Source organism: Isoptericola sp. GX10416, assembly GCF_056590155.1.
Window position 1 is genome coordinate 60,950 of the sequence record NZ_JBWPVO010000016.1, and the last position, 22,217, is coordinate 83,166.

Genomic DNA, 22,217 nt, shown 5'->3' on the forward strand with positions numbered 1-22,217 from the left:
GTGACCGACAGCGACCCGCCCGTCCCCGCAGCGACGCCCGACGCACTGTTCGACGTCCCGCCCGAGACGCGCCACCCCGCGGCCAGGGTCGTGCTGCTCACCGGAGCGTCGGGGAGCGGCAAGTCCGCGCTCACCCGTCGTCTGGGCCTCCCCGTGGTGATGCTCGACGACTTCTACCACGACGCCGACCACCCGGGGATGCCGCGCGCCTACGGGATCGTCGACTGGGACGATCCCGCCAGCTGGGACCGCGACGGCGCGCTGGACGCTCTGCGGACGCTCGCCACGACAGGACGCGCGGAGGTGCCGGTCTACGACATCCCGACCTCGCGGCGCACCGGGAGCTCCGTGGTCGAGACGGGTGGGGAACCGCTGGTCGTCGCCGAGGGCGTCTTCGCGGCCGAGCTCGTCGCCGCGTGCCGGGCCGAAGGGCTGCTCGCCGACGCCATCTGTCTGGCCCGTCCACGGATCGTCAGCTTCTGGTTCCGCCTGCTGCGCGACGTCGCCGAGGCACGCAAGCCCTTGCCGACCCTGCTGCGCCGCGGCTGGGGGCTCCTGCGGGCGGAGCCTGCGCTGGTGCGCCGCTGGACGGACCTCGGCTGCCGCCCCCTCACGCCGGCGCAGGCCGAGCGGGACATCCGTGCCGCGACGCACCTCCCGGAAGTGTCATGAAGACGTAACACGCAGGTCACTCGCACCACATCATCCGGGCCCAGTCTGGTCGCAGGAGGTGGTCACCGTGCTCGAACACAGCTCGCTGCGTGTCCTGTCCCTCTACGAGGGCTTCTTCTCCGGCGGCGCCCGGGTGCTGCACTCGACGGTGGTCGCGGGGCTGCACGCCCACGGCCACCAGCAGCACTCGGCGCTGAGCCTCTACAGCACGGTCCGCCGCGAGTCCGTACGCCAGCGCATGGAGGACGACCCCCGGTTCCACGCCCTGCGGGCCGCCGGGATCCGGGTCACCACGCTGGGCCGCTCCACGGACGAGGACCACGACCCCCGCCGCTTCACCGAGGCGCAGATGGAGCTCGCGGCCCGGGAGGCGACCGCCGTCGACGTCGTCATGTCGCTCAAGGAGCAGCCGTTGCGGCTGACCCTCGAGGTGGGCTTCCCACAGCGCCCCGTGGTGGCGTGCCTGCACCGTTCCGACCCCGAACACTCCGGCGCGGCGCTGGACGACCTGCGCGCCACCGCCGACAGCGGGCTGCTCGCGGCCGCCGTCTGCTGCGCGGAGTCGACGCGCGACGCGTACGCGGCCGCCGGCGTCCCGGAGCACCTGCTGCGCGTGGTGCCCAACGGCATCGACCTGACCCGGTTCCACCCGCTGCGCCGCGTGCGCCGCGCGGCACTGCGGGGCGCAGCGGGCATCCCCGCCGACGCCACGCTGGTCGCCTACGCCGCGCGGTACGACGCCATGAAGAACCCCCGCCTGTTCCTCGCGGCGGCCCGCGAGCTCCTCGGGCGCGACGACGACGGCCACGTCATGATGTGCGGCGCCGGGATGACGAGGGACAACCCGGCGCTCGTGGCCGACCTGCACGAGTCGTTCGGGGACCGTCCGGACCTGCTGACGCGGGTGCACCTGCTCGGGGTGCGGCGCGACATGGAGCACGTCTACGCGATGGCCGACGTCGTCGCGCTCACCTCCGCGTTCGGGGAGGCCGCCCCGCTGTGCCTCATCGAGGGCGCGATGTGCGGCGCGGTCCCGGTCACGACGCCGGTCGGCGACAGCGCACACCTGGTGGCCGGCATCGGGTTCGTCACCGGGTTCGACGCCGCCGAGATCGCCGAGACCTGGATCGAGGCGTCGGCCCGCCGCGGCGAGCTGCACGGTGCGCTGACGGCGGCCCGGCAGCGGTTCAGCCACGTGCGCATGCTGTCCGGCTACGCCCGGGTGCTCGAGCAGGCCGTCCGCGGCACGGGGCTGCGCGTCGCGGCCTGAGGCGACGCGAGCTCAGCGCGCCGTCGACTCCCGCAGCACGACCTCGTGCCCGACGGCGGCACCCACCTCGGCGCCTTCCTCGGCCACCGCTGCGGCGACGGCCAGGCGCCCCATCTCCTCCAGCGGGATGGACACGGTGGTGACCGAGGGCACGTGGTCCCGCAGCGTGGGGATGTCGTCGAACCCGGCGACCCGGACGTCGTCCGGCACCGCGACGTCGAGGTCGCGCAGCCGGGCGATGAGGCCGATGGCCATGACGTCGGTGACGGCGAACACGCACGGCGCGTCGAGCCCGGCACCGGCGGACTCGCGGGCGATCTCGGCGACACGGTCGCCGGCCGCGAACCCACCGTCGCGCGAGAACTGCTGCTCGATGACCTCGAGCACCTCTCCCCCGCCCGCGGCGACGGCGTCGGCGAACGCCCCGGCCCGCTCCTGGGCGGTGACGACGCGGTCGGGTGCGCTGAGCAGGACGAACCGGCGGTGCCCCTGCTCGTGCAGCGCGGCGGCCAGGTCGGCGGCGCCGGCGGCGTTCGGCGGGCGCACGACGCGCGCCGGCCCGAGCGGCTGCCCGACGACGACGGCGCGCCCCCCGCCGGCCTCGAACGTCTCGAGCTCGGCGGCCACGGGGGCGTCCTCCTCGGGCGACCACCGGGTCCCGGCGACGACGATGGCGTCGACGCGGTGCGCCGCGAACGCTGCGACGGCGTCTCGTTCCGCGTCAGGGTCCCGTTCGGTGGAGGCGAGGAGCACCATGCGGCCGTGCTCGCGGGCGGCGGCCTGGGCGCCGGCGGCGATGGAGGAGAAGTACGGGTCGGAGATGTCCTGCACGACCAGCCCGAGCAGCCCGGTGCGGGAGCGGGCCAACGCCTGGGCCTGGGCGTTCACCACGTAGCCGAGGTCCGCCGCGGCGGCGCGGACCCGTTCGACGAGCTCGGGGCCGGGCTGCCGCGAGGACCCGTTGAGGACCCGCGAGGCGGTCGCCAGGGAGACCCCGGCATGGTTCGCGACGTCCTGCAGCCGTGGTCTGGCCACGGGCACCTCCTCGTCCGCTGCGGTCCCGGCGGGGGCGCGCAGCCACCATGCCGGGCGGCGGCTGCTTGACGCACCGCCGCAGACACCTTACCGTGAGACTGGAAAGCGCATTCCGTCCGGAGCGCGAGCACGCCTGCCGAGCACCCCGCCGGTACCGACGAAGGAGTCCCCGAGTGAGCACCACCCGCACCCTGCGCATCGCCATGAACGGCGTGACCGGCCGCATGGGCTACCGCCAGCACCTGCTGCGCTCCATCCTGCCGATCCGCGAGCAGGGCGGCGTCGAGCTCCCCGACGGCTCCCGTGTGCAGGTCGAGCCGATCCTCGTGGGCCGCAACGAGTCCAAGCTCGCCGACCTCGCGAAGCAGCACGACGTCGCCGAGTACACGACCGACCTCGACGCCATGATCCACGCCGAGGACACCGACGTCGTGTTCGACGCCGCGATGACCAACCTGCGCGCCGGCACGCTCGCCAAGGCCATGAAGGCCGGCAAGCACGTCTACACCGAGAAGCCGACCGCCGAGACCCTCACCGAGGCGATCGACCTCGCACGGCTCCGTGAGGAGACCGGCGTGACCGCCGGCGTCGTGCACGACAAGCTCTACCTGCCCGGGCTGGTCAAGCTCCGCCGCCTCGTCGACGAGGGCTTCTTCGGCCGCATCCTGTCCCTGCGCGGCGAGTTCGGCTACTGGGTGTTCGAGGGCGACGTCCAGCCCGCCCAGCGCCCCTCGTGGAACTACCGCAAGGAGGACGGCGGCGGCATGACCACGGACATGTTCTGCCACTGGAACTACGTCCTCGAGGGCATCCTCGGCTCGGTGAAGACCGTCAACGCCCAGACGGTCACGCACATCCCGACCCGCTGGGACGAGCAGGGCAAGCAGTACGACGCCACCGCCGACGACGCCGCATACGGCATCTTCGAGATCGAGACCCCCGGCGGCGACCCGGTCGTGGCGCAGATCAACTCCTCGTGGGCCGTACGCGTCCACCGCGACGAGCTCGTCGAGTTCCAGATCGACGGCACGCACGGCTCCGCCGTCGCCGGCCTGCGCCAGTGCGTCGCCCAGCAGCGCGCGCACACCCCCAAGCCCGTGTGGAACCCGGACCTGCCGGCCACCGAGCCGTTCCGCGAGCAGTGGCAGGACGTCCCCGCGAACGCCGAGCTCGACAACGGCTTCAAGCTGCAGTGGGAGGAGTTCCTGCGCGACGTCGTCGCCGGCCGCCCGCACCGCTTCGACCTGCTCTCCGCCGCTCGCGGCGTCCAGCTCGCCGAGCTGGGCCTGCAGTCCTCGGCCGAGGGCCGCCGCCTCGACGTGCCGGAGATCTCGCTGTGAGCGCCGCGACCACCCTCCCCGGCGCACCCGTGCTGACCGGCTCCGGCGTCACGCTGCGGCTGCCGCGGTTCGACGACGGCGGTCGCCTCGTCGGCACCGAGGTCCGCGAGCTCAACGCACCCGGCCCGTGGCAGGTCCCCGACGGGCCGATCCGCTCCCGGGTCGCCTTCGCCGCGGCGCACGTCGTCCCCCAGGTCGGGGCCGAGAACGTGCCCGGCGCTCCCGCCGTCGTCGACTGGGAGTCGACCCTCGCCTACCGGCACCAGATCTGGCGCCACGGTCTCGGCGTCGCCGACGCCATGGACACCGCCCAGCGCGGCATGGGGCTCGACTGGGCCGCCACGCAGGAGCTCGTGCGCCGCTCCGCGGCCGAGGCCGCCTCGGTGGGCGGCGCGATCGCCTGCGGCGCGGGCACCGACCAGATCGACCCCGCGCTGGTCGCGGGCTGGGAGCCGGGCGACCCCGCGGCGCTGGCCGCCGTCACCGACGCCTACCGCGAGCAGGTCCGCGTGGTGCAGGAGTCCGGCGCCCAGGTCATCGTCATGGCCTCCCGCGCCCTGGCGAAGGTCGCCCGCTCCGCCGACGACTACGCCCGCGTCTACGACGCCGTGCTCGCCGAGGCCGACCGCCCCGTGATCCTGCACTGGCTCGGCACGATGTTCGACCCGGCACTGGCCGGATACTGGGGCTCCGACGCGGTGGACACCGCGACCGCCACGTTCCTCGACGTCATCAAAGCCCACCAGGACAAGGTCGACGGCGTCAAGGTGTCGCTGCTGGACGCCCAGCACGAGATCGGGCTGCGCCGCGCGCTGGCGGCCCTCGACGGCTCCCCGGTGCGGCTCTACACCGGCGACGACTTCAACTACCCCGAGCTCATCGCAGGGGACGACCAGGGACACTCCGACGCCCTGCTCGGCATCTTCGCCGCGGTCTATCCCGCGGCATCGACGGCGCTGCAGGCGTTCGACGTCGGGCTCCAGGACGACGGGGTCGTGTCCGAGACCGCGGCCGTGCGGGGCCACGCGATCCTCGCGTCCACCGAGAAGCTGGGCCGGCACATCTTCACCGCCCCCACGTACTACTACAAGACCGGGGTGGCGTTCCTGTCCTGGCTGAACGGGTTCCAGCCCGGGTTCCAGCTCGTGGGCGGGCTGCACTCCGGGCGGTCCCTGGCGCACCTCGTCGAGCTCGCCCGCCTCGCGGACGACTGCGGGATGCTGCTCGCACCCGACACCGCCGCCGCGCGCCTCCAGGCGCTGCTCACCGTGAACGGCGCCCACGCATGAAGGAGGCACGCATGACCGACCTGTCCCGCTGCTCGCTCAACACCGCGACGGTCAAGCACGCATCCCTGACCGAGGCCGTCGAGGCCGCCGCCGGGGCCGGTCTCGGCGCCGTCGGCCTCTGGCGCCACCAGGTGCAGGAGGCCGGTGCCGAGACCGCACGCAAGGTGGTGGAGGACGCCGGTCTGCGCGTCTCGTCGCTGTGCCGCGGCGGCTTCCTCACCGCGACGTCGCCCGAGAGTGTCCGCGAGGCGATGGCCGACAACGAGCGGGCGCTGGTCGAGGCCGCCGAGGTCGGCACGTCCGAGCTCGTGCTCGTCGTCGGCGGCCTGCCTGGCTCCGCACCCGAGGCGGCTCCGGCGCCCGGCACCGATCGGAACCTCGTGGCCACGCGTCGGCGGGTCGCGGACCGGCTGGCCGACCTCGCGCCGCTCGCCGAGAAGCACGGCGTGCGGCTCGTCCTCGAAGCGCTGCACCCCATGTTCGCCGCGGACCGGGCGGTGATCTCGACCCTCGGGCAGGCGCTCGACCTCGCCGCCCCGTTCGACGCCCGCACCGTGGGCGTCGTCGTGGACACCTACCACGTGTGGTGGGACCCGGCGCTGGAGGAGTCCGTCGCGCGGGCCGGCCGCGAGGGCCGGATCGCGGGGTACCAGGTATGCGACTGGAACCTGCCGTTCGCGCCCACCGCGCTGAACTCCCGGGGCCACGTCGGTGACGGGTACATCGACTTCGCCACCATCTCCCGGTGGGTGGCCGACGCGGGGTACACCGGCGACGTGGAGACGGAGATCTTCAACGAGGAGATCTGGGCGGCCCCGCCGGGAGAGACGGCAGCCACCGTCGGCGCACGGTACGCGGAGCACGTCCTGCCGCACCTCTGAGAGCACCCGCTCCGGGCCGAGAACTTCGGCTCGGGAGGGGGTAAAGTCGGCTGCTGAACCACTGCCCGCTCGCCGCAGGCACCGAGCGTCAGCACCGCACCGAGCAACAAGGAGCGAACCGTGACCCACGGCGATGTCCGCGTGGAGGACGACGGCTACCTCTGGGTGATGCGCGGCGAGGTCGACGCCGCCGTCCAGTCACGTCACGAGGACTACCTCAGGCAGGTGGCCCGGGCGGCGGACCGGCAGATCGTGATCGACCTGTCCGACGTGACGTTCATGGACTCGGGCGGCCTGCGCCTGCTCTACCACGCGGTCGAGGGCAGCCCCGAGCCGCCCGTCCTGCGCGGCGTGCCGGAGAGCACCCGCGACCTCCTCGAGCTCTCCGGCGTCGTCTCGCTGTTCCGGTTCGAGGAAGAGGGGGCCGGGTCCGCCTCGACCGCGCGGGCCGTTCGATGACGCTGGTCGAGGCCACACTGCGCGCCTCGCTGACCGAGATCGCGGCGTGGACCGTCCGCGACGTCGACCACCTCTGCGACGTCCGCGCCCAGCTGCAGCAGCGGTTGACCGCCGCGGTCGACGCCGACGAGGGTCGCCAGGAGGGCCGCGGGCTGGACCGCATCGTCCTCGTGGCCTCCGAGCTGGCCACCAACGCCGTCCGGTACGGCAGCCGGCCGGTCACCCTGCGCCTGCTCCAGCAGGGGTCGACGTTCGCCGTCGACGTCGTGGACCACCGCCCCGACGCACCTCCCGTGGAGGGCACCAGCGGCGCCGGCGGCCTCGGGCTCGTGGTCGCCGCCCGCGCGGCCGCCGCCGTCGGGTGGTTCCGCACCCGGAGCACCAAGCACGTCTGGGCCCGGTTCGCCTGAGCTCACCGCCCCCGGCACGGCTCAGGCTCGCCGCTGCACCACCATCAGCGTCGCGTCGTCCGCCGACCGCTCGTCGCGCGTGGCCCGGACGACGTCGTCGATGTCGGTCCGCGGCCCGGCACGAAACGCGTCGGCGAGCCGTGCCAGGCCGTCGGTGACAGACTCGTCGCGACGCTCGACGAGCCCGTCGCTGTAGAGCACCAGCGATCCGCCGGGCGGCACCTCCAGACGGCTCGCCGGCGGCACCTCCCCGGCCAGCCCGAGGGGCGGGGCGCCCGCCAGCGGCGCCCAGCACGTGCTGCCGTCGGGATGCACCACGAGCAACGGCGGATGACCCAGCGAGACGTTCTCCACGGTGCCGTTCGCCGGGTCGACCAGCGCCACCGTCAGCGTGGCGACCTCGCCCGGCAGCGTCCAGCGCACGACCTCGAACAGCAGCCGCGCGGCCTCGTGGGCCGAGTCGCTGCCGACCAGCGACGTCCGCATCGCGGTGCGCAGCTGGCCCATCGTCGCGGCCGCCTGCAGCCCGTGACCCGTCACGTCGCCCACGACCAGCGCCAGGTGCCCGGTCGGCAGGACGAGGGCGTCGTACCAGTCGCCGCCCACGAGCCCGGCGCCCGCCGCCTCGTAGCGCGCGTCGATGCTCCAGCCGTCGACGTCGGCGAGCTCGTGCGGCAGCAGGCTGCGCTGCAGCTCCTCCGTCGCACGCACCTCTTTGCGACCTCGCAGGTAGAGAGCCTCCAGCAGGTGCCCGCGCAGCGCGGCGGCACTCTCTACCTGGTCCGGGAGCCACGGCAGGCTGTGGCGGTCGACGACCTCTCGCCACCGCTCCTCCGAGGCGCGCAGCATCGTGCGGATCGGGTCGTCGGTACGCACCGGTCGGCTCACGGTGGGGTCGCTGCCCCACTCGACCCGGCGCTGGACCTCGTCGCGCAGCCAGATGAGCACCTGCCCCTCGGGCAGGGCGATACCCATGACGCCCGCGACGTCGGGCGCGACGGCCGCGACGTCCGGAGCGGCCTCACCCAGGCAGTCGGTCGTCACGACCTCCTCGCCCGCCTCGGCGACCCACGCGATGAGCGCGCGCCGGCCCGCGTCGTCGGGGACCTGCCCGACGCTCGTCACACGCCCCTCGGCGCTGACGATCGCGCCGTCCGCCCGCACCAGCCGACGCGTCCAGCCGGACCGCGTGATCGCGGTACCCAGGGGGACCGACTCGTCGCGGGAGTCGGCGGCGAGGTGCGCCAGGACCCGGTCCTGGCGGTGCGCCTCCGAGTCCTTGTCCGTGCCGAGCTGTGCGGCACGGAGGGCCGACAGGCTGCGCGCCAGCAGCTCGACCTCCACCAGAACCTCGTACGGCACCCGCTGCGGGCCTCCGTAGTGGTGGCAGTAGACGACACCCCACAGCTCGCCGCCGTGGAACAGGCCGACCCCCAGGGCGGCACGGGCGCCGCGTGAGCGGTGCAGCTCCACGTACGCGCGCGGCTCGGCACGCAGCGTGGCGGCGCTCAGGTCCGACGGCGGGGTGGGGTCGCCGTCGTCGTGGGTGAGCACCGGAACGGGGTCCGCATCGACGTCGTCGATGAGGTGCACCCGCACGCGAGCGTGCAGCTCGCGCACCTCCAGTGGGATGTCCGACGCCGGGAAGTGGACACCCGTCCACGGCACCAGCCCGCGAGCGCGCGACTCCGCGACGATCTCGGAGTTCCCCTGCGGGTCGAGCAGGTACAGCGACGCCCGTTCGAAGCCCGTGCGGGCCCGCAACGCCTCCAGCGCGACGTCGTAGAGCTCCTCGATCGAGCCGGCCCGCTCCAGGTCGGCGAGCGCCGTGCGCAGCGGTCCGTAGCCGCTCGAGCCGCGCCCGGTGGCGGACTGCGCCGGCTCGATCTCCACCACCACGGAGGGCTGGGCGGGCGCCGGGTCGCCGTGCGGCCGGTGGAGGATCGCGTCGTACCCGCCGCCGCCCCGCTCCTCGGGCAGCTCGAGCACCACCGGGTTGACGGACGCGAGGTCGGTGCCCGCCACGACGGGCGAGAGGACCTGGCCGGCGGCCTGCGGGCCCAGCACCTCCGAGAGCGGGCGCCCCAGGACCTCCGCCGGGCGCAGACCGACCGACTCCGTGCGGGCCGACGTCTGCAGCACGACGCCGTCGGACGCACGGACCGTCAGCAGCAGGCCGCGCGGCTGCACCGTCACGGTGCCCGGCGCGTGCGCCTCCGTCGCGTCCTCGACTGGTCCCGGGACGGCTGAAGCCGCGACGGACCTCGTCACCTGCACCCCCCGGACTTGATTGCTTGGACCCCCAAGGGTAACGTCCCGCCGGCACTCCGCCGTCAGACCCCGGAACCAAGTCGGCCTCTCGCTCGTCAGACAGGACGGCCCGCCGGCCGTTTCCCGTCCGGCGGGCCACCACGCGTCCCCCTCAGGAGAGCACCGATGAGCACGAGCTCCAGCCAGCCCCCCGTCCTGCGCGCCGACGGCCTCGCCGCCGGGTACGGGGGCGGCGACGTCGTGCACGGCATCGACCTCGAGCTCTCCCCCGGCGACGCCCCGGTCGGCATCATCGGGCCGTCCGGGGCGGGCAAGTCGACGATCGTCCGCGCGCTGGTCGGCCAGGTGCGACCCACGCGCGGCCGCGTCACCTGGTCCGGACGCACCGTCAGCCGGATCGGTCTGCGGGACAAGAAGACGTTCCGCGCACAGGTCCGCCGGGTGGCCCAGGAGGGCATCGCCGACGTCGACCCCCGCTCCACCGTCGACCGCGTGGTCGCCAAGGCCCTGTCCGACGCCCGCCGGACCGGTCGCGCGAGCGGCCGCACGGTCGAGGAGGTCCTCACCGACGTCGCGCTCGAACCACGCTTCGCGTCCCGGCAGGTCGGCACCCTCTCAGGCGGGGAGAAGCAGCGGGTGGCGCTCGCCGCGGCGCTGGCCACCCGCCCGGGCGCGCTGCTGCTCGACGAGCCGCTCACCGCCGTCGACCCCGCCATGCGTGGCGAGGTGGTCCGCCGTCTCGGGGACGCCGCCGCCGAGGCCGGCACCGCGGTGCTCCTGGTCTCGCACGACCTCGAGCTGGTCGAGCGCCTCTGCCCGACGGTCCACGTCCTCGCCGAGGGCACGTTCGTCGCCTCGGGGGCGCTCTCGGCCGTGCTCGCCGAGTCGTCGCACCCGTCCGTCCGGGAGCTCGCCGAGGCTGCACCGCAGGCCGTCCAGCGCTTCCGGTGAGGTACGCCGCTCCGGCGGCCACGACGGGCAGAGCCGCGACGTCAGAGGTAATGTCGTCGCGGACCTGAGGCCCGTGTGCGGCCCGTGATGAGGAGTAGCGATGCTCACCCCCACCTGCGGCGCGACCCCCGTGATGCCATGACCAAGGACGCTGCCACGTCCCTGCGGTCCAGGCTCGTCGGCACCTGGACCGTCGTCAGCGTCGACGGGCTGTCCAGCGCGCGCTCGCGGCTGCAGGAGACCCTGTGCGCAGAGACGCCGACGCCGTGCGCCGAGACCGAACCGACCCGCTCGCTGCTGCAGAACATCGTCCTCGTCGCGAGCGAGCTGACCGCCAACGCCCTCGAGCACACCGACGGCCCGGCCCGGCTCGACGTGGTGTCCGACGGCGTGGCCGTCACCGTCTCGGTCATGGACCGCTGCCCCGACAGCCCACCGGTGCTCTCCCCGGACCGCAAGCTGGGCGAGGGCGGATTCGGCCTCCAGCTGGCCCTGCGCATCGCCGACGACGTCGGCTGGTACCGCACACCGGACGGCGCGAAGCACGTCTGGGCCCGGTTCGTCGTGCCTGGCTCGTCCGAGGGCGACCCGGCCGCCTAGTCGCCCGCTCTCCCGGGCCACCGCATGTGAGCGCTAACGTAGCTCTGCTCCAGCAGTGGGACCGCTGGGACGGCGAGAGCCAGCAGTTCCGGTTCCTCGACTCGGGCGACGGCTACTACCGGATCCAGGTCCGGCACTCGGGCATGGTGCTCGACGTCTACGGCTGGGACGCCGAGAACGGCGCCGACATCGTCCAGTGGGACGACCTGGACGCCGAGAACCAGCAGTGGCAGGTCCGGGAGAACTCCGACGGGACGGTCACGTTCCTCAACCGGTTCTCCGGCAGGGCGCTCGACCTGTACGACTTCGCCACCGAGCCCGGAGCGCGCATCTCCCAGCACACCGACAACGGCGCGGCCGTGCAGAGGTGGCAGCTCCTGCCCGTCGACGGTGCCGCCGCCGCGCTGGCCAACCCGATCCGCACGAACGGCGCCGACCCGTGGCTACAGCACTGGGACGGCCACTACTAGCTGTCCACCACCACGTGGGACTCCACCGTGATCATGCGGCGCGCCACCACCCTTGCCGGCCTGTCCTCCGCACCGGACCAGGTCGTCTGGGACGACGTCGGCGTCCCGTCGCGCTGCTGCAGCCACTGGGCACCCGAGTTCCACCGCATCGACGGCACCTGGTACCTCACGTACACGTCGGGGAACTCCCAGACGAACCTCGACGGCCAGAAGATCCACGTGCTGCGCTCGCAGAGCGACACACCCATGGGGCCGTACGAGTTCATGGGGACTCCGATGCCGGACCGGTGGAACATCGACAGCTCCTACCTGGAGCACGGCGGCCGTCTCTCCATGCTGTTCTCCGAGTGGATCGGCCCCGACCAGACGAACCGCATCGTCGAGATGAGCAACCCGTGGACGACCGTCGGCCAGCCGGCGACCTTCTCCACCCCGACGCACTCGTGGGAGACCCAGGGCGCACGCGTCAACGAGGGCGCCGAGGTGCTGAAGCACGGTGGCCGCACGTTCGTCTCGTACTCCGCGTCGTCGTGCAACACCCCGGACTACACGATCGGGCTGCTCGAGCTCACCGGGTCGGACCCGATGGACCCCGGCCACTGGACCAAGTCGCCCGTCCCTGCCATGCCGCAGGGCAACGGCGTCTACGGGACCGGGCACAACGGGTTCTTCAAGAGTCCGGACGGCACCGAGGACTGGATCATCTACCACGGCAACACGTCTGCGTCGCACGGCTGCGGTGACACCCGCCAGACGCGCGTGCAGAAGGTCAGCTACGACGCGACCGGGTGGCCCGTCTTCGGCGCACCGGTCCCGTCGGGGCAGGCGATGACCCCGCCGTCGGGCGAGTAAGGGCCTGCCACCTCTGGTTGCTGCTGCTGCGTCAGGGGTCGTAGCGCACCAGGTGCGCCGAGCGGCGCACGACGGCGCGCAGCACCGCGAGGTCGCCGGCGAGCACGCCGGCGGCCCTCGCCTGGACGACGACGTTCCCCAGCGCCGCACCCTCGACCGGCCCTGCCACCACGGGCAGCCCGGTCGCCTCCGCCGTGAGGCGGCACAGCAGCTCGTTCTGGGACCCGCCACCGACGACGTGCAGCACCTCGACCTCGCGGCCCGAGAGCCGCGTGACCTCCTCCAGCACCTGCCGGTAGGCGTCCGCGAGGGAGTCGAGGATGCACCGCACGACCTGCCCCACGCCGTCGGGCACCGGCTGACCGGACGCCCGCGCGGCTGCCTCGATCCGTTCCGGCATGTCGCCGGGCGGCAGGAACTCGGGGGCGTCGACGTCGACGACGGTGCGCCCGGGCTGCGCGTCGGCCGCGGCCGCGAGCGCCTCGGCGAGCGACACCTCGGTCCCGGCCTCACGCCAGGTGCGCAGGGTCTCGGACAGCACCCACAGGCCCATGACGTTCTTCAGGTATCGCACGGTGCCGTCGACACCCAGCTCGTTGGTGACGTTCGCCCGACGGCTCTCCTCGGTCAGGACCGGGACGTCGAGCTCGACGCCGACCAACGACCACGTCCCCGAGGAGACGTAGGCGAACCGCTCGTCGGCGGCGGGCACCCCGACCACGGCCGAGGCCGTGTCGTGCGACCCGACCGCGATCACCGGCACCGCGCCGAGCCCGGTGGCTGCCTGCACGGCGGCGGTGAGGTGCCCGACGACGGTCCCCGGTTCGACGACGTCGCCCAGCCGGGCGCGCAGGTCGCCCAGCTCGGGGTACTCGCGGGCCAGGGCGTCGAGCACGGGCTGCGACCACCGGCGGGTGGTCGCGTCCAGCAGGCCGGTCGTCGAGGCGTTGGTGACCTCGGCGATGGTGGCGCCGGTGAGCCAGGAGCCGAGCAGGTCCGGGATCAGCCGGATCGAGTCGACCAGCGGCCACACGGCGTCATGCCGCGCGGCGACGAGCTGGAACTCCGTGTTGAACGGCAGGGTCTGCAGCCCGTTGACGGCGTAGTGCTCGGCGGCACCCAGCCGGCCCAGGACCTCCTCGGCGACCCCGGAGAGGCGGGGGTCGCGGTGGTGGCGCGGGTTGCCGAGCAGCGTGCCGTCCGCGGCGAACAGCCCGTGGTCGACGGCCCAGGAGTCGATGCCGATCCCGGCGACCTCGACGCCCTGCTCGCGGGCGAGTGCCCCGGCGGCGCGCAGGCCGTCCAGGACCCCGCGCCACAGGTGGAGCACGTCCCAGTGCAGCGCGGTGCCCGCGGCCTCGGGGACCTCGACCGGCCCGTTGCCGAACCGGGCCACCTCGGTGAGGTCGACGTGCTCGTCGCCTGCCGCCCCGGAGACCACCCCGAGCATCACCCGTCCGCTGGTCGCCCCGAGGTCGACGGCGACGAACGCCGTCACCGGAGGAACGCCTGCGCCACGCCCGCGTCGACGGGCACGTGCAGGCCGGTGGTGTGCGAGAAGTCGGCCGTGCAGAGCGCGAACGCCGCGTTGGCGATGTTCTCCGGCAGCACCTCGCGCTTGAGCAGGGTGCGCTGGGCGTAGAACGCGCCCAGGTCCTCCTCCTCGATCCCGTACGTCTTGGCGCGGTTGGCGCCCCACCCGGAGGCGAAGATGCCCGAGCCGCGCACCACGCCGTCGGGGTTGATGCCGTTGACCTTGATGCCGTGCTCGCCCAGCTCCGCCGCGAGCAGGCGCACCTGGTGGGCCTGGTCGGCCTTCGTGGCGGAGTAGGCGATGTTGTTCGGCCCGGCGAACACCGAGTTCTTGCTCGAGATGTAGATGACGTCGCCGCCGAGCTTCTGGTCCACCAGGATGCGTGCGGCGTTCTTCGCGACGAGGAACGAGCCCTTGGCCATGACGTCGTGCTGCAGGTCCCAGTCGGCCTCGGTGGTCTCGAACAACGACTTGCTCAGCGAGAGGCCGGCGTTGTTCACGACGATGTCGACGCCGCCGAACGCGAGCACGGCCTCGTTCAGCGCGGCCTGCACGGCGGCCTCGTCGGCCACGTTCGCGGCGACCCCGATCGCGACGTCGGTGCTGCCGATCTCGCCGGCCACCGCGCGCGCCTTGTCCAGGTCGAGGTCCGCGACGACCACGCACGCGCCCTCGGCCGCGAGCCGCTCGGCGATGGCCTTGCCGATGCCGGACGCCGCGCCGGTGACGAACGCGATCCGGGTCGCGAGCGGCTTCGGCTTCGGCTTGCGCTGCAGCTTGGCCTCCTCCAGCGCCCAGTACTCGATGCGGAACTTCTCGGACTCGTCGATGGGCGCGTACGTGGACAGGGCCTCGGCGCCGCGCATCACGTTGATGGCGTTGACGTAGAACTCGCCGGCCACGCGGGCGGTCTGCTTGTCGCCGCCGTAGGAGAACATCCCCACACCCGGCACGAGCACGATGAGCGGGTCCGCGCCACGGATCGCCGGCGGCTCCTCGCCCTTCGCACGGGCCTCGGCGGCGCCGCGCTCGTAGTAGGCGGTGTAGTCGGCGCGGTAGGCCTCGTGCAGCTCCGGCAGGCGCTCGACGATCTCTTCGACGCTCGCCGTCGCCGGCAGGTCGATCACGAGCGGCTTGACCTTGGTCCGCAGGAAGTGGTCCGGGCAGGACGTGCCCAGGGCGGCGAGCTCCGGGTGCCGCTCCGCGGCCAGGAAGTCCAGCACCACGTCGGCGTCGGTGAAGTGGCCGACCTGCGGCTTGTCGTGCGAGGCGATGGCGCGCAGGTGCGGGGCCAGGGCGGCGGCCTTGGCACGACGCTCAGCCGCGGGCAGCGCCCCGTAGCCGTCGAGCGCCGGACCGAACGGCTCGGGCGCACCGTGCTCGGCGATGTACGCCGCGGCGGTGTCGATGATCCACAGCGAGTTCGCCTCGGCCTCCTCGGCCGTGTCGCCCCACGCCGTGATGCCGTGCCCGCCCAGGACGGTGCCGATCGCGTCGGGGTGCTCCGCCTTGATCTTCGCGATGTCCAGACCCAGCTGGAACCCGGGGCGGCGCCACGGCACCCACACGACCTTGCCGCCGAAGATCTTCTGCGTGAGCTCCGGGCCGTCCGCCGCCGTGGCGATCGCGATGCCCGAGTCCGGGTGCAGGTGGTCCACGTGCGCGGCGTCGACGAGCCCGTGCATCGCGGTGTCGATGCTGGGGGCGGCGCCACCCTTGCCGTGCAGGCAGTAGTCGAACGCGGTGACCATCTCGTCCTCGCGCTCGACACCCGGGTAGACGGCCACCAGGGCGCGCATGCGGTCCAGGCGCAGCACCGCCAGGCCCTTCTCCGTCAGCGTGCCCAGGTCGCCGCCGGAACCCTTGACCCACAGCAGCTCGACGTCCCGCCCGGTGACCGGGTCGGTCGCGGTGCCCTTCGCGGAGGTGTTGCCGCCGGCGTAGTTGGTGTTCTTCGGGTCCGCGCCCAGGCGGTTCGACCGGGCGACGAGGGCCTCGACGGTCGGGTGAGCGGTCTCGTTCGTCATCAGGAGCTCCGGGGAGGTTCGGGTCGGATCGGTGGTTCGTGGGTCGTGCCGACGAGCCCGTCGACGGTGAGCCAGGCGGCCATGCGGGCGAGGCTGCGCGCGCAGCCGGGATGCTCCGGGTCGTTGAGGTGACCGTGGAACGTGCCGTCCTCGCGGACGAGGTGGACGTCCGTGCCGGCCGCCGCGAGCTCGGCGGCGTACGCCTCGCCGGAGGACCGCAGGGCGTCGTGGTCGGAGTTGACGATCATCGTCGGCGGCAGCCCGCGCAGGTCCGCCCCGCCGGGGAACGCGTACGGCGACCCCGACCCGCGCCGGTGGCCCAGGTAGTTGGCGTTCATCGTGCGCACCACGTCCGGGGGGAAGTCGCGCCCCTCGGGCAGCGCCGCGATCTTCTCCGCCAGCTCCGGGCTCGGCGTCGGCAGCGCCTCGTGCAGCACCGGGTAGGCCAGCACCACGCTGCGCGGCGTCGGGCGCTCCGCGGTGCCCGACGGCGGCACGGAGGTCGTGCCGGCGGGCTCGGTCGCGTCGTCGCGCAGGCGCAAGGACACCCCGGCGGCGAGGTTGCCGCCGGCGCTGGCACCGCCGAGGGACCACGTGCCGGACGGTACGCCGAGGCCCGTCTCGACCGCCCAGCGGAACACGAAGGCGAGCTCGTCGTGCGCCACCGGGAACCGGACGCCGCCGACCTCGACGGAAGCGTCGACGTCGTCCCGGTCGACCTCCGGGCACAGCCGGTAGTCCACGCTCACCACGGCGACACCGCGCCCGGCGAGCGTGCGCGCGACGTGGTCGGCCTCCGCCATGTCGAGGTCACCGTGCATGAACCCGCCGCCGTGCGCCCAGACGAGCCCTGCGACGCAGGTGACGCCGTCCGGCACCGGGTAGAGGCGGACAGGGAGGTTTCCGTGGGGGCCGTCGAGGACCAGGTCCGTGATGGTCATGGCGCCGATCATGCACCCCAGCCGGCCTGCTGACCGCCGACGCGCTCCGCGGCGATCCTCGGCAGGTAGCCGGACTCCGCGAACGCGGCCATCGGGTCCGCGGGCAGGCCGCGAGCGGCGCGGTACTCGGCGAGCGCGGGCCGCACGTCGGTGTAGAAGGCGTCCATGTAGATCGCGTTCGCGGCCAGCACGTCGCCCGCCTCCTGGGCCTTGACCAGGGCGTCGCGGTCGAGCAGCAGGGCCCGCGCCGTCATCTCCTGGACGTTGAGCACGGAGCGGATCTGGCCCGGCACCTTGTCCTCGATGTTGTGGCACTGGTCGAGCATGAGCGCCACCTGCGAACCCTCGTCGAGGCCGCCGCCGCGGCTGACCTCGGCCATGATGCGGAAGAGCTGGAACGGGTCGGCGGCGCCGACGATGAGGTCGTCGTCGGCGTAGAACCGCGAGTTGAAGTCGAACGAGCCCAGCTTCCCGAGGCGCAGGAGCTGCGCCACGATGAACTCGATGTTGGTGCCGGGGGCGTGGTGGCCGGTGTCGAGGCAGACGTACGCCTTGTCGCCGAGGGCCGCCACCTGGGCGTACGAGGTGCCCCAGTCCGGCACGTCCGTGTGGTAGAACGCCGGCTCGAAGAACTTGTACTCGAGCACCATGCGCTGGGAGTCCCCGAGCCGGGCGTAGATCTCGGTCAGCGCCTCGTGCAGCAGGTCCTGCCGGGTACGGATGTCCGCCTGGCCCGGGTAGTTCGAACCGTCGGCCAGCCAGATCTTCAGGTCCTGCGACCCGGTGGCGTCCATGATCTCGATGCACTCGAGGTGGTGGTCGATCGCCTGGCGGCGCACGGCCGGGTCGGTGTGCGTCAGGGAGCCGAGCTTGTAGGCGTTGTCCTGGAACGTGTTGGAGTTGATCGTGCCCAGGGTGACGCCCTGGTCGTTCGCGTAGCGCTGGAGGGCCGCGTAGTCGTCGACCTTGTCCCACGGGATGTGCAGCGCCACCGTCGGGGCCAGGCCGGTGAGCCGGTGGACCTGCGCGGCGTCGGCGATCTTCTCCTCGGGGTTGCGCGGCGTGCCCGGGGTGGAGAAGACCTTGAAGCGCGTCCCGGAGTTGCCGTACGCCCAGGAGGGCACCTCGATGGCGAGGCGGTCCAGGACCGGGATGATGTCGTCGAAGCTGGGCATGGTCGTCCTCTTTCAGTCCTGGGTGGTGCTGCTCGCCGCGAGCTGCGTCTCGAGGTGGAAGATCGGCGTGAGCTCGGTCATCGACTCGTCGGGGCCGGCGCCGTCGAAGAACTCGGCCATCTCGGCCTGCCAGCGCGCGTTGACGTCGTGCAGACCCATGTCCGCACGCGCGGCGTCCGGGTCGTCGCTCTCGAAGTAGCCGACGACCGTGCCGTCCGGGGCGGTGAAGATCGAGTAGTTGCGCCAGCCGGTCTCGTGCAGGGCGCGCAGCATCTGCGGCCACACCTCGGCGTGGCGGCGCGAGTACTCCTCGAGCCGGTCCGGGCGCACCCGGAACCGGAACATCACGCGGCGCGTGCCGCTGTCGGTACGAACCACCGTCGGTCCTCCTTCGCATCGTCCTCGACGCAGGTGGTGAATCGATTCAAGATCGTCAACGTACCTGGTGGTCCCCGACCAGCGCAAGGCCGCCCAGCCCGGTCCGCGCCGAGCCGGCGCTCCAGTCGGCAACGTCCGTCGCGGTCGGCAACTCGAGCGACCGACCGGAGCGGGACGTACCGACCGCAGCGAGCAACGCCGAGCGAGACATGCCGACCGCAGCAGGACGTACCGACCGCAGCGGCACCCGCCGCCGCAACCATATCGGGCAACCGGTTTCCGTCCGCCCCGCGAGCCGGTCGGTCGCCCCCCGTCCGAACGGCTACGATCCCTGGGTGCGGTCGGCCGACCGCCCGCCCGGAACCGGGAACCTGTCGACGAGGAGAGGGAACCCATGCCGCCCCGCACGCACCACCGGCGCACGTCGATCTCCGACGTCGCGCGGCACGCCGGCGTCTCCGTCGGCACGGTGTCGAACGTGCTCAACCGGCCCGACCGGGTCTCCCCCGGCACCCGCGAGCGCGTCGAGGCGGCCATCGCCGAGCTGTCGTTCGTCCGCAACGGCTCCGCGCGCCAGCTCCGCGCCGGGCGCATCACGACCGTGGGCGCGATCGTGCTGGACATCTCCAACCCGTTCTTCACCGACGTGACGCGCGGGATCGAGGAGCGGCTCACCGCCGACGACTACACGCTCATGGTGGCCAGCTCGGACCGCGACCCCGAGCGCGAGGCCCGCTATCTGCGCCTGTTCGAGGAGCACGGCGTGCGCGGCGTGATGGTGGTCCCGACCTCGGACAGCATCGAGCACCTGCTCGCCGTGCGGGAGCGCGGGATCGGCGTCGTGCTCCTGGACCATCCCTCGCCGGTGGAGTCCGTGTCCTCGGTGGCCGTGGACGACGTCGACGGCGGCGCGATGGCGACGCGGCACCTGCTCGAGCAGGGGCACTCCCGCATCGCCTTCCTCAACGGGGCGCACTCGATCCGCCAGTGCGCCGACCGCCTCGAGGGCGTGCGCCAGGCGCTCGCCGATGCGGGGCACGACCCTGACGAGGCGCTGGTGGAGATACCGGTCAGCCTCGACGCCGACGGCGGCGAGGCCGGCGTCCGCACCCTGCTGGACGCACCCGGTCCGACCGCCGTGTTCTGCGTCAACGACCTCGTCGCGCTCGGCGCGCTGCGGACGCTGCGCCGGTCCGGGGTGTCGGTGCCCGACGACGTCGCGCTCGTCGGGTACGACGACGTCACCTTCGCGGCGGAGCTCGCGACACCTCTGACCTCGGTGCGCCAGCCGCGGCACGAGCTGGGCAGGCGAGCGGCCGACCTGATGCTGCGCGGCGGCGACGCCCCGGCCGAGCACGTGGTCTTCCAGCCGGAGCTGGTCGTGCGCGAGTCCTCCACCAGCACGACCCGCTAGCCGAGCGCTCCCGCCACACCTTCCAGGCGCCGTCGTGCCGGAGCCCCGATTCCGGTTTTGAATCGATTTATGGCAGACTTCGGCCATGCGACGACGCACCACCCCCGACTCATTCGACACGACCGCCGTGCGGCCGTGGAACGCGCAGCTCGACGGCCTCGGCTTCGGCGGTGACTACAACCCCGAGCAGTGGCCGGCCGACGTCCGCGCCGAGGACGTCCGCCTCATGCGCGAGGCCGGGGTGAACCTCCTCAGCGTCGCGATCTTCTCCTGGGCCACCCTCGAACCTCGCGAGGGCGAGCTCGACTGGACGTGGCTCGACGAGACCTTGGACTCCCTCCACGCCGCCGGCATCCAGGTCGCCCTGGCCACGGCCACCGCCTCGCCGCCCCCGTGGCTCACCCGCAAGCACCCGGAGATCCTGCCGCGCCTGGCCGACGGCACGGTGCTGCACCAGGGCGGCCGGCAGTCCTACGCCGTGACGCACCCGGTGCACCGCGAGTACGCGCTGCGCATGACCACCCGGATGGCGGAGCGCTACGGCGACCACCCGGCGCTCGCCCTGTGGCACGTGGACAACGAGATCGGCTGCCACGTGCCGCGGGACTACTCCGACGCCGCCGCCGCGGCCTTCCGCGACTGGCTGCGGCGCCGCTACACCACCGTCGATCGGCTCAACGAGGCCTGGGGCACCAGCTTCTGGTCGCAGCGCTACGCCGACTTCGAGGACGTGCTGCCGCCGCTGACGGTGCCGGCGTTCATCAACCCCAGCCAGGAGCTCGACTTCGACCGCTTCAGCTCCGACGCGATGCTCGACTACTACCGCGACCTGCGCGACACGCTGCGCGAGCTCACGCCGCACGTGCCCACCACGACCAACCTCATGACGACCTCGGCGACCAAGGGGATGGACTACTTCTCCTGGTCCGACGACCTCGACGTGGTGGCCAACGACCACTACACGATCGCCGCGGACGCCGAGCGGCACGTCGAGCTCGCACTCTCGGCCGACCTCGCCCGCGGCGTCGCCCACGGCGACCCGTGGATCCTCATGGAGCACTCGACGTCGGCGGTCAACTGGCAACCGCGCAACCGCACCAAGGCGCCCGGCGAGATGCTGCGCAACTCGCTGCAGCACGTCGCCCGCGGCGCGGACTCGGTGATGTTCTTCCAGTGGCGCCAGTCCCGGGCGGGCGCCGAGAAGTACCACTCGGCGATGGTGCCGCACGCCGGCACCGACACCGACGTCTGGCGTGGCACGGTCGAGCTGGGCCGCACCCTGCGCGCGCTCGGTGAGGTGCGCGGCTCACGCGTCGCGGCGCGTGCCGCGCTCGTCGTGGACTACCCCGCCTGGTGGGCGGCCGAGCTGGGCTCCCACCCCACCCAGGACCTGCGCTACATGGACGAGGTGCGCTCCTGGTACACGGTCCTGTGGGAGCAGGGCGTCACCGTGGACACGGTCACCCCGCACGCCGACCTGGACGGCTACGACCTCGTCGTCGTCCCCACCCTGTACCTCGTGGACGACGACGGCGCGGCGAACGTCGCGCGCGCCGCCCGGCGCGGGGCCACGGTGGCGGTCACGTTCTTCTCGGGCATCGTCGACGCCTGCGACCACGTGCGCCTCGGCGGCTACCCCGGCGCGTTCCGCGACCTGCTCGGTCTGCGCACGGAGGAGTTCTACCCGCTGCAGGCCACCGAGACCGTCCGCGTGACGGGCAAGGTGGTCGGCGGCGACGCCACCGCCGACCTCTGGACCGAGAAGACGCACGTGGACGACGGCACGGAGGTCGTGGCGGCCTACGACGACGGCGCGCTCGACGGCCACCCGGCCGTCACCCGGCGCGACGTCGGCACGGGCGCCGCGTGGTACGTGGGCACCCGCCTGGACCGAGCCGGCCTGGCCTCGCTGGTCGGCCGCCTCGTGGACGAGTCCGGCGTCGCACCCGACGTCGTCGGCCCGGCCGGGGTCGAGACCGTGCGGCGGCGCTCCGCCGACGGCACCACCTCGTGGCTCTTCGTGCTCAACCACACCGGCGCGGACGCCCCGCTCACCGGCGTCGCGGGCACCGAGCTGATCGGTGGGACCGCCGTCGCGGGTGAGCTCGTCGTCCCGGCTGGTGCGGTCCGCGTCATCCGCGAGGCACCCGCGCCCTGACCCCCGGGCGCGTTTTACCGATGTCGGTAGTTCGTGTCGAGATCGGCAGTGCGCACTGCCGATCTCGACACGAACTACCGACATCGGTAA

The 22,217-nt window shown here is 73.2% G+C and carries 20 protein-coding genes; 13 read left to right on the forward strand and 7 right to left on the reverse strand.

Annotated elements, in window-relative coordinates:
- Nucleotides 1-672: a uridine kinase family protein gene (locus ACWAT2_RS17800; protein WP_402377753.1), complete on the forward strand. Its 672-nt coding sequence runs from the start codon at nt 1-3 to the stop codon at nt 670-672.
- A gap of 67 nt (nt 673-739) precedes the next feature.
- On the forward strand, nt 740-1,942 hold the full coding sequence (locus ACWAT2_RS17805; RefSeq protein ID WP_402377756.1) for a glycosyltransferase: 1,203 nt from the start codon (nt 740-742) through the stop codon (nt 1,940-1,942).
- Nucleotides 1,943-1,954: 12 nt separating this feature from the next.
- Here the strand turns inward: ACWAT2_RS17805 and ACWAT2_RS17810 are convergent, their stop codons facing one another.
- Nucleotides 1,955-2,977 carry a LacI family DNA-binding transcriptional regulator gene (locus tag ACWAT2_RS17810; protein WP_402377759.1) on the reverse strand — a complete coding sequence of 341 codons (1,023 nt, stop codon included), beginning with the start codon at nt 2,975-2,977 and terminating at the stop codon, nt 1,955-1,957.
- A gap of 203 nt (nt 2,978-3,180) precedes the next feature.
- Here ACWAT2_RS17810 and ACWAT2_RS17815 point away from each other — a divergent pair, with 203 nt between their 5' ends.
- The 5 genes from ACWAT2_RS17815 (at nt 3,181) to ACWAT2_RS17835 (ending at nt 7,356) form a co-directional block, all read left to right on the forward strand.
- Nucleotides 3,181-4,317, forward strand: a complete 1,137-nt coding sequence (locus tag ACWAT2_RS17815; RefSeq protein WP_402377803.1) for a Gfo/Idh/MocA family protein — start codon at nt 3,181-3,183, stop codon at nt 4,315-4,317.
- Between the two features lie 53 nt (nt 4,318-4,370).
- Nucleotides 4,371-5,606, forward strand: coding sequence for a dihydrodipicolinate synthase family protein (locus ACWAT2_RS17820; RefSeq protein WP_402377806.1), 1,236 nt, complete (start codon nt 4,371-4,373; stop codon nt 5,604-5,606).
- Between the two features lie 11 nt (nt 5,607-5,617).
- On the forward strand, nt 5,618-6,487 hold the full coding sequence (locus ACWAT2_RS17825) for a sugar phosphate isomerase/epimerase family protein (protein ID WP_402377762.1): 870 nt from the start codon (nt 5,618-5,620) through the stop codon (nt 6,485-6,487).
- 120 nt (nt 6,488-6,607) lie between these two features.
- Nucleotides 6,608-6,946, forward strand: a complete 339-nt coding sequence (locus tag ACWAT2_RS17830; RefSeq protein ID WP_402377764.1) for an STAS domain-containing protein — start codon at nt 6,608-6,610, stop codon at nt 6,944-6,946.
- Entirely contained in the window at nt 6,943-7,356 is a 414-nt protein-coding gene (locus ACWAT2_RS17835) for an ATP-binding protein (RefSeq protein ID WP_402377767.1), read from the forward strand. Before ACWAT2_RS17830 ends, ACWAT2_RS17835 begins: the two co-directional genes overlap by 4 nt.
- A 21-nt stretch (nt 7,357-7,377) precedes the next feature.
- Here ACWAT2_RS17835 and ACWAT2_RS17840 read toward each other — a convergent pair whose 3' ends face one another.
- Complete coding sequence (locus tag ACWAT2_RS17840; protein ID WP_402377770.1) at nt 7,378-9,627, reverse strand: SpoIIE family protein phosphatase; 2,250 nt, start codon at nt 9,625-9,627, stop codon at nt 7,378-7,380.
- Between the two features lie 165 nt (nt 9,628-9,792).
- Between ACWAT2_RS17840 and ACWAT2_RS17845 the strand changes: the two genes are divergently transcribed.
- The 4 genes from ACWAT2_RS17845 to ACWAT2_RS17860 all read left to right on the forward strand — a co-directional run bounded on the left by ACWAT2_RS17845 (nt 9,793) and on the right by ACWAT2_RS17860 (nt 12,500).
- On the forward strand, nt 9,793-10,578 hold the full coding sequence (locus ACWAT2_RS17845) for an ABC transporter ATP-binding protein (protein WP_402377773.1): 786 nt from the start codon (nt 9,793-9,795) through the stop codon (nt 10,576-10,578).
- 138 nt (nt 10,579-10,716) lie between these two features.
- Nucleotides 10,717-11,178, forward strand: coding sequence for an ATP-binding protein (locus ACWAT2_RS17850; RefSeq protein ID WP_402377776.1), 462 nt, complete (start codon nt 10,717-10,719; stop codon nt 11,176-11,178).
- Between the two features lie 26 nt (nt 11,179-11,204).
- The gene (locus ACWAT2_RS17855) at nt 11,205-11,648 is read left to right on the forward strand and encodes an RICIN domain-containing protein (RefSeq protein WP_402377779.1); all 444 of its coding nucleotides are present in this window, start codon (nt 11,205-11,207) and stop codon (nt 11,646-11,648) included.
- Entirely contained in the window at nt 11,649-12,500 is an 852-nt protein-coding gene (locus ACWAT2_RS17860; protein WP_402377809.1) for a glycoside hydrolase family 43 protein, read from the forward strand. It abuts the gene before it with no gap.
- 31 nt (nt 12,501-12,531) lie between these two features.
- On the opposite strand, the gene ACWAT2_RS17865 is transcribed toward ACWAT2_RS17860, so the two are convergent.
- Genes ACWAT2_RS17865 through ACWAT2_RS17885 form a run of 5 tightly spaced genes read right to left on the reverse strand, consistent with a single transcriptional unit; the run spans nt 12,532 to nt 18,555 of the window.
- Nucleotides 12,532-13,998 (reverse strand): rhamnulokinase, encoded by a 1,467-nt coding sequence (locus tag ACWAT2_RS17865; protein WP_402377781.1) that lies wholly within the window; start codon nt 13,996-13,998, stop codon nt 12,532-12,534.
- Nucleotides 13,995-16,061 carry a bifunctional aldolase/short-chain dehydrogenase gene (locus ACWAT2_RS17870; RefSeq protein WP_402377784.1) on the reverse strand — a complete coding sequence of 689 codons (2,067 nt, stop codon included), beginning with the start codon at nt 16,059-16,061 and terminating at the stop codon, nt 13,995-13,997. Before ACWAT2_RS17870 ends, ACWAT2_RS17865 begins: the two co-directional genes overlap by 4 nt.
- On the reverse strand, nt 16,061-17,002 hold the full coding sequence (locus tag ACWAT2_RS17875) for an alpha/beta hydrolase fold domain-containing protein (protein ID WP_402377786.1): 942 nt from the start codon (nt 17,000-17,002) through the stop codon (nt 16,061-16,063). The genes ACWAT2_RS17870 and ACWAT2_RS17875 overlap by 1 nt, the downstream gene beginning before the upstream one ends.
- Nucleotides 17,003-17,010: 8 nt before the next feature.
- Complete coding sequence (rhaI, locus tag ACWAT2_RS17880) at nt 17,011-18,177, reverse strand: L-rhamnose isomerase (protein ID WP_402377789.1); 1,167 nt, start codon at nt 18,175-18,177, stop codon at nt 17,011-17,013.
- Between the two features lie 12 nt (nt 18,178-18,189).
- Nucleotides 18,190-18,555 carry an L-rhamnose mutarotase gene (locus tag ACWAT2_RS17885; protein ID WP_402377791.1) on the reverse strand — a complete coding sequence of 122 codons (366 nt, stop codon included), beginning with the start codon at nt 18,553-18,555 and terminating at the stop codon, nt 18,190-18,192.
- Between the two features lie 394 nt (nt 18,556-18,949).
- Here ACWAT2_RS17885 and ACWAT2_RS17890 point away from each other — a divergent pair, with 394 nt between their 5' ends.
- Complete coding sequence (locus tag ACWAT2_RS17890) at nt 18,950-19,969, forward strand: LacI family DNA-binding transcriptional regulator (RefSeq protein WP_402377794.1); 1,020 nt, start codon at nt 18,950-18,952, stop codon at nt 19,967-19,969.
- An 85-nt stretch (nt 19,970-20,054) separates the two neighbouring features.
- A complete protein-coding gene (locus ACWAT2_RS17895; protein WP_402377797.1) occupies nt 20,055-22,127 on the forward strand; it encodes a beta-galactosidase in 2,073 nt (690 codons plus the stop codon).
- The last annotated feature ends 90 nt before the right edge of the window (nt 22,128-22,217 follow it).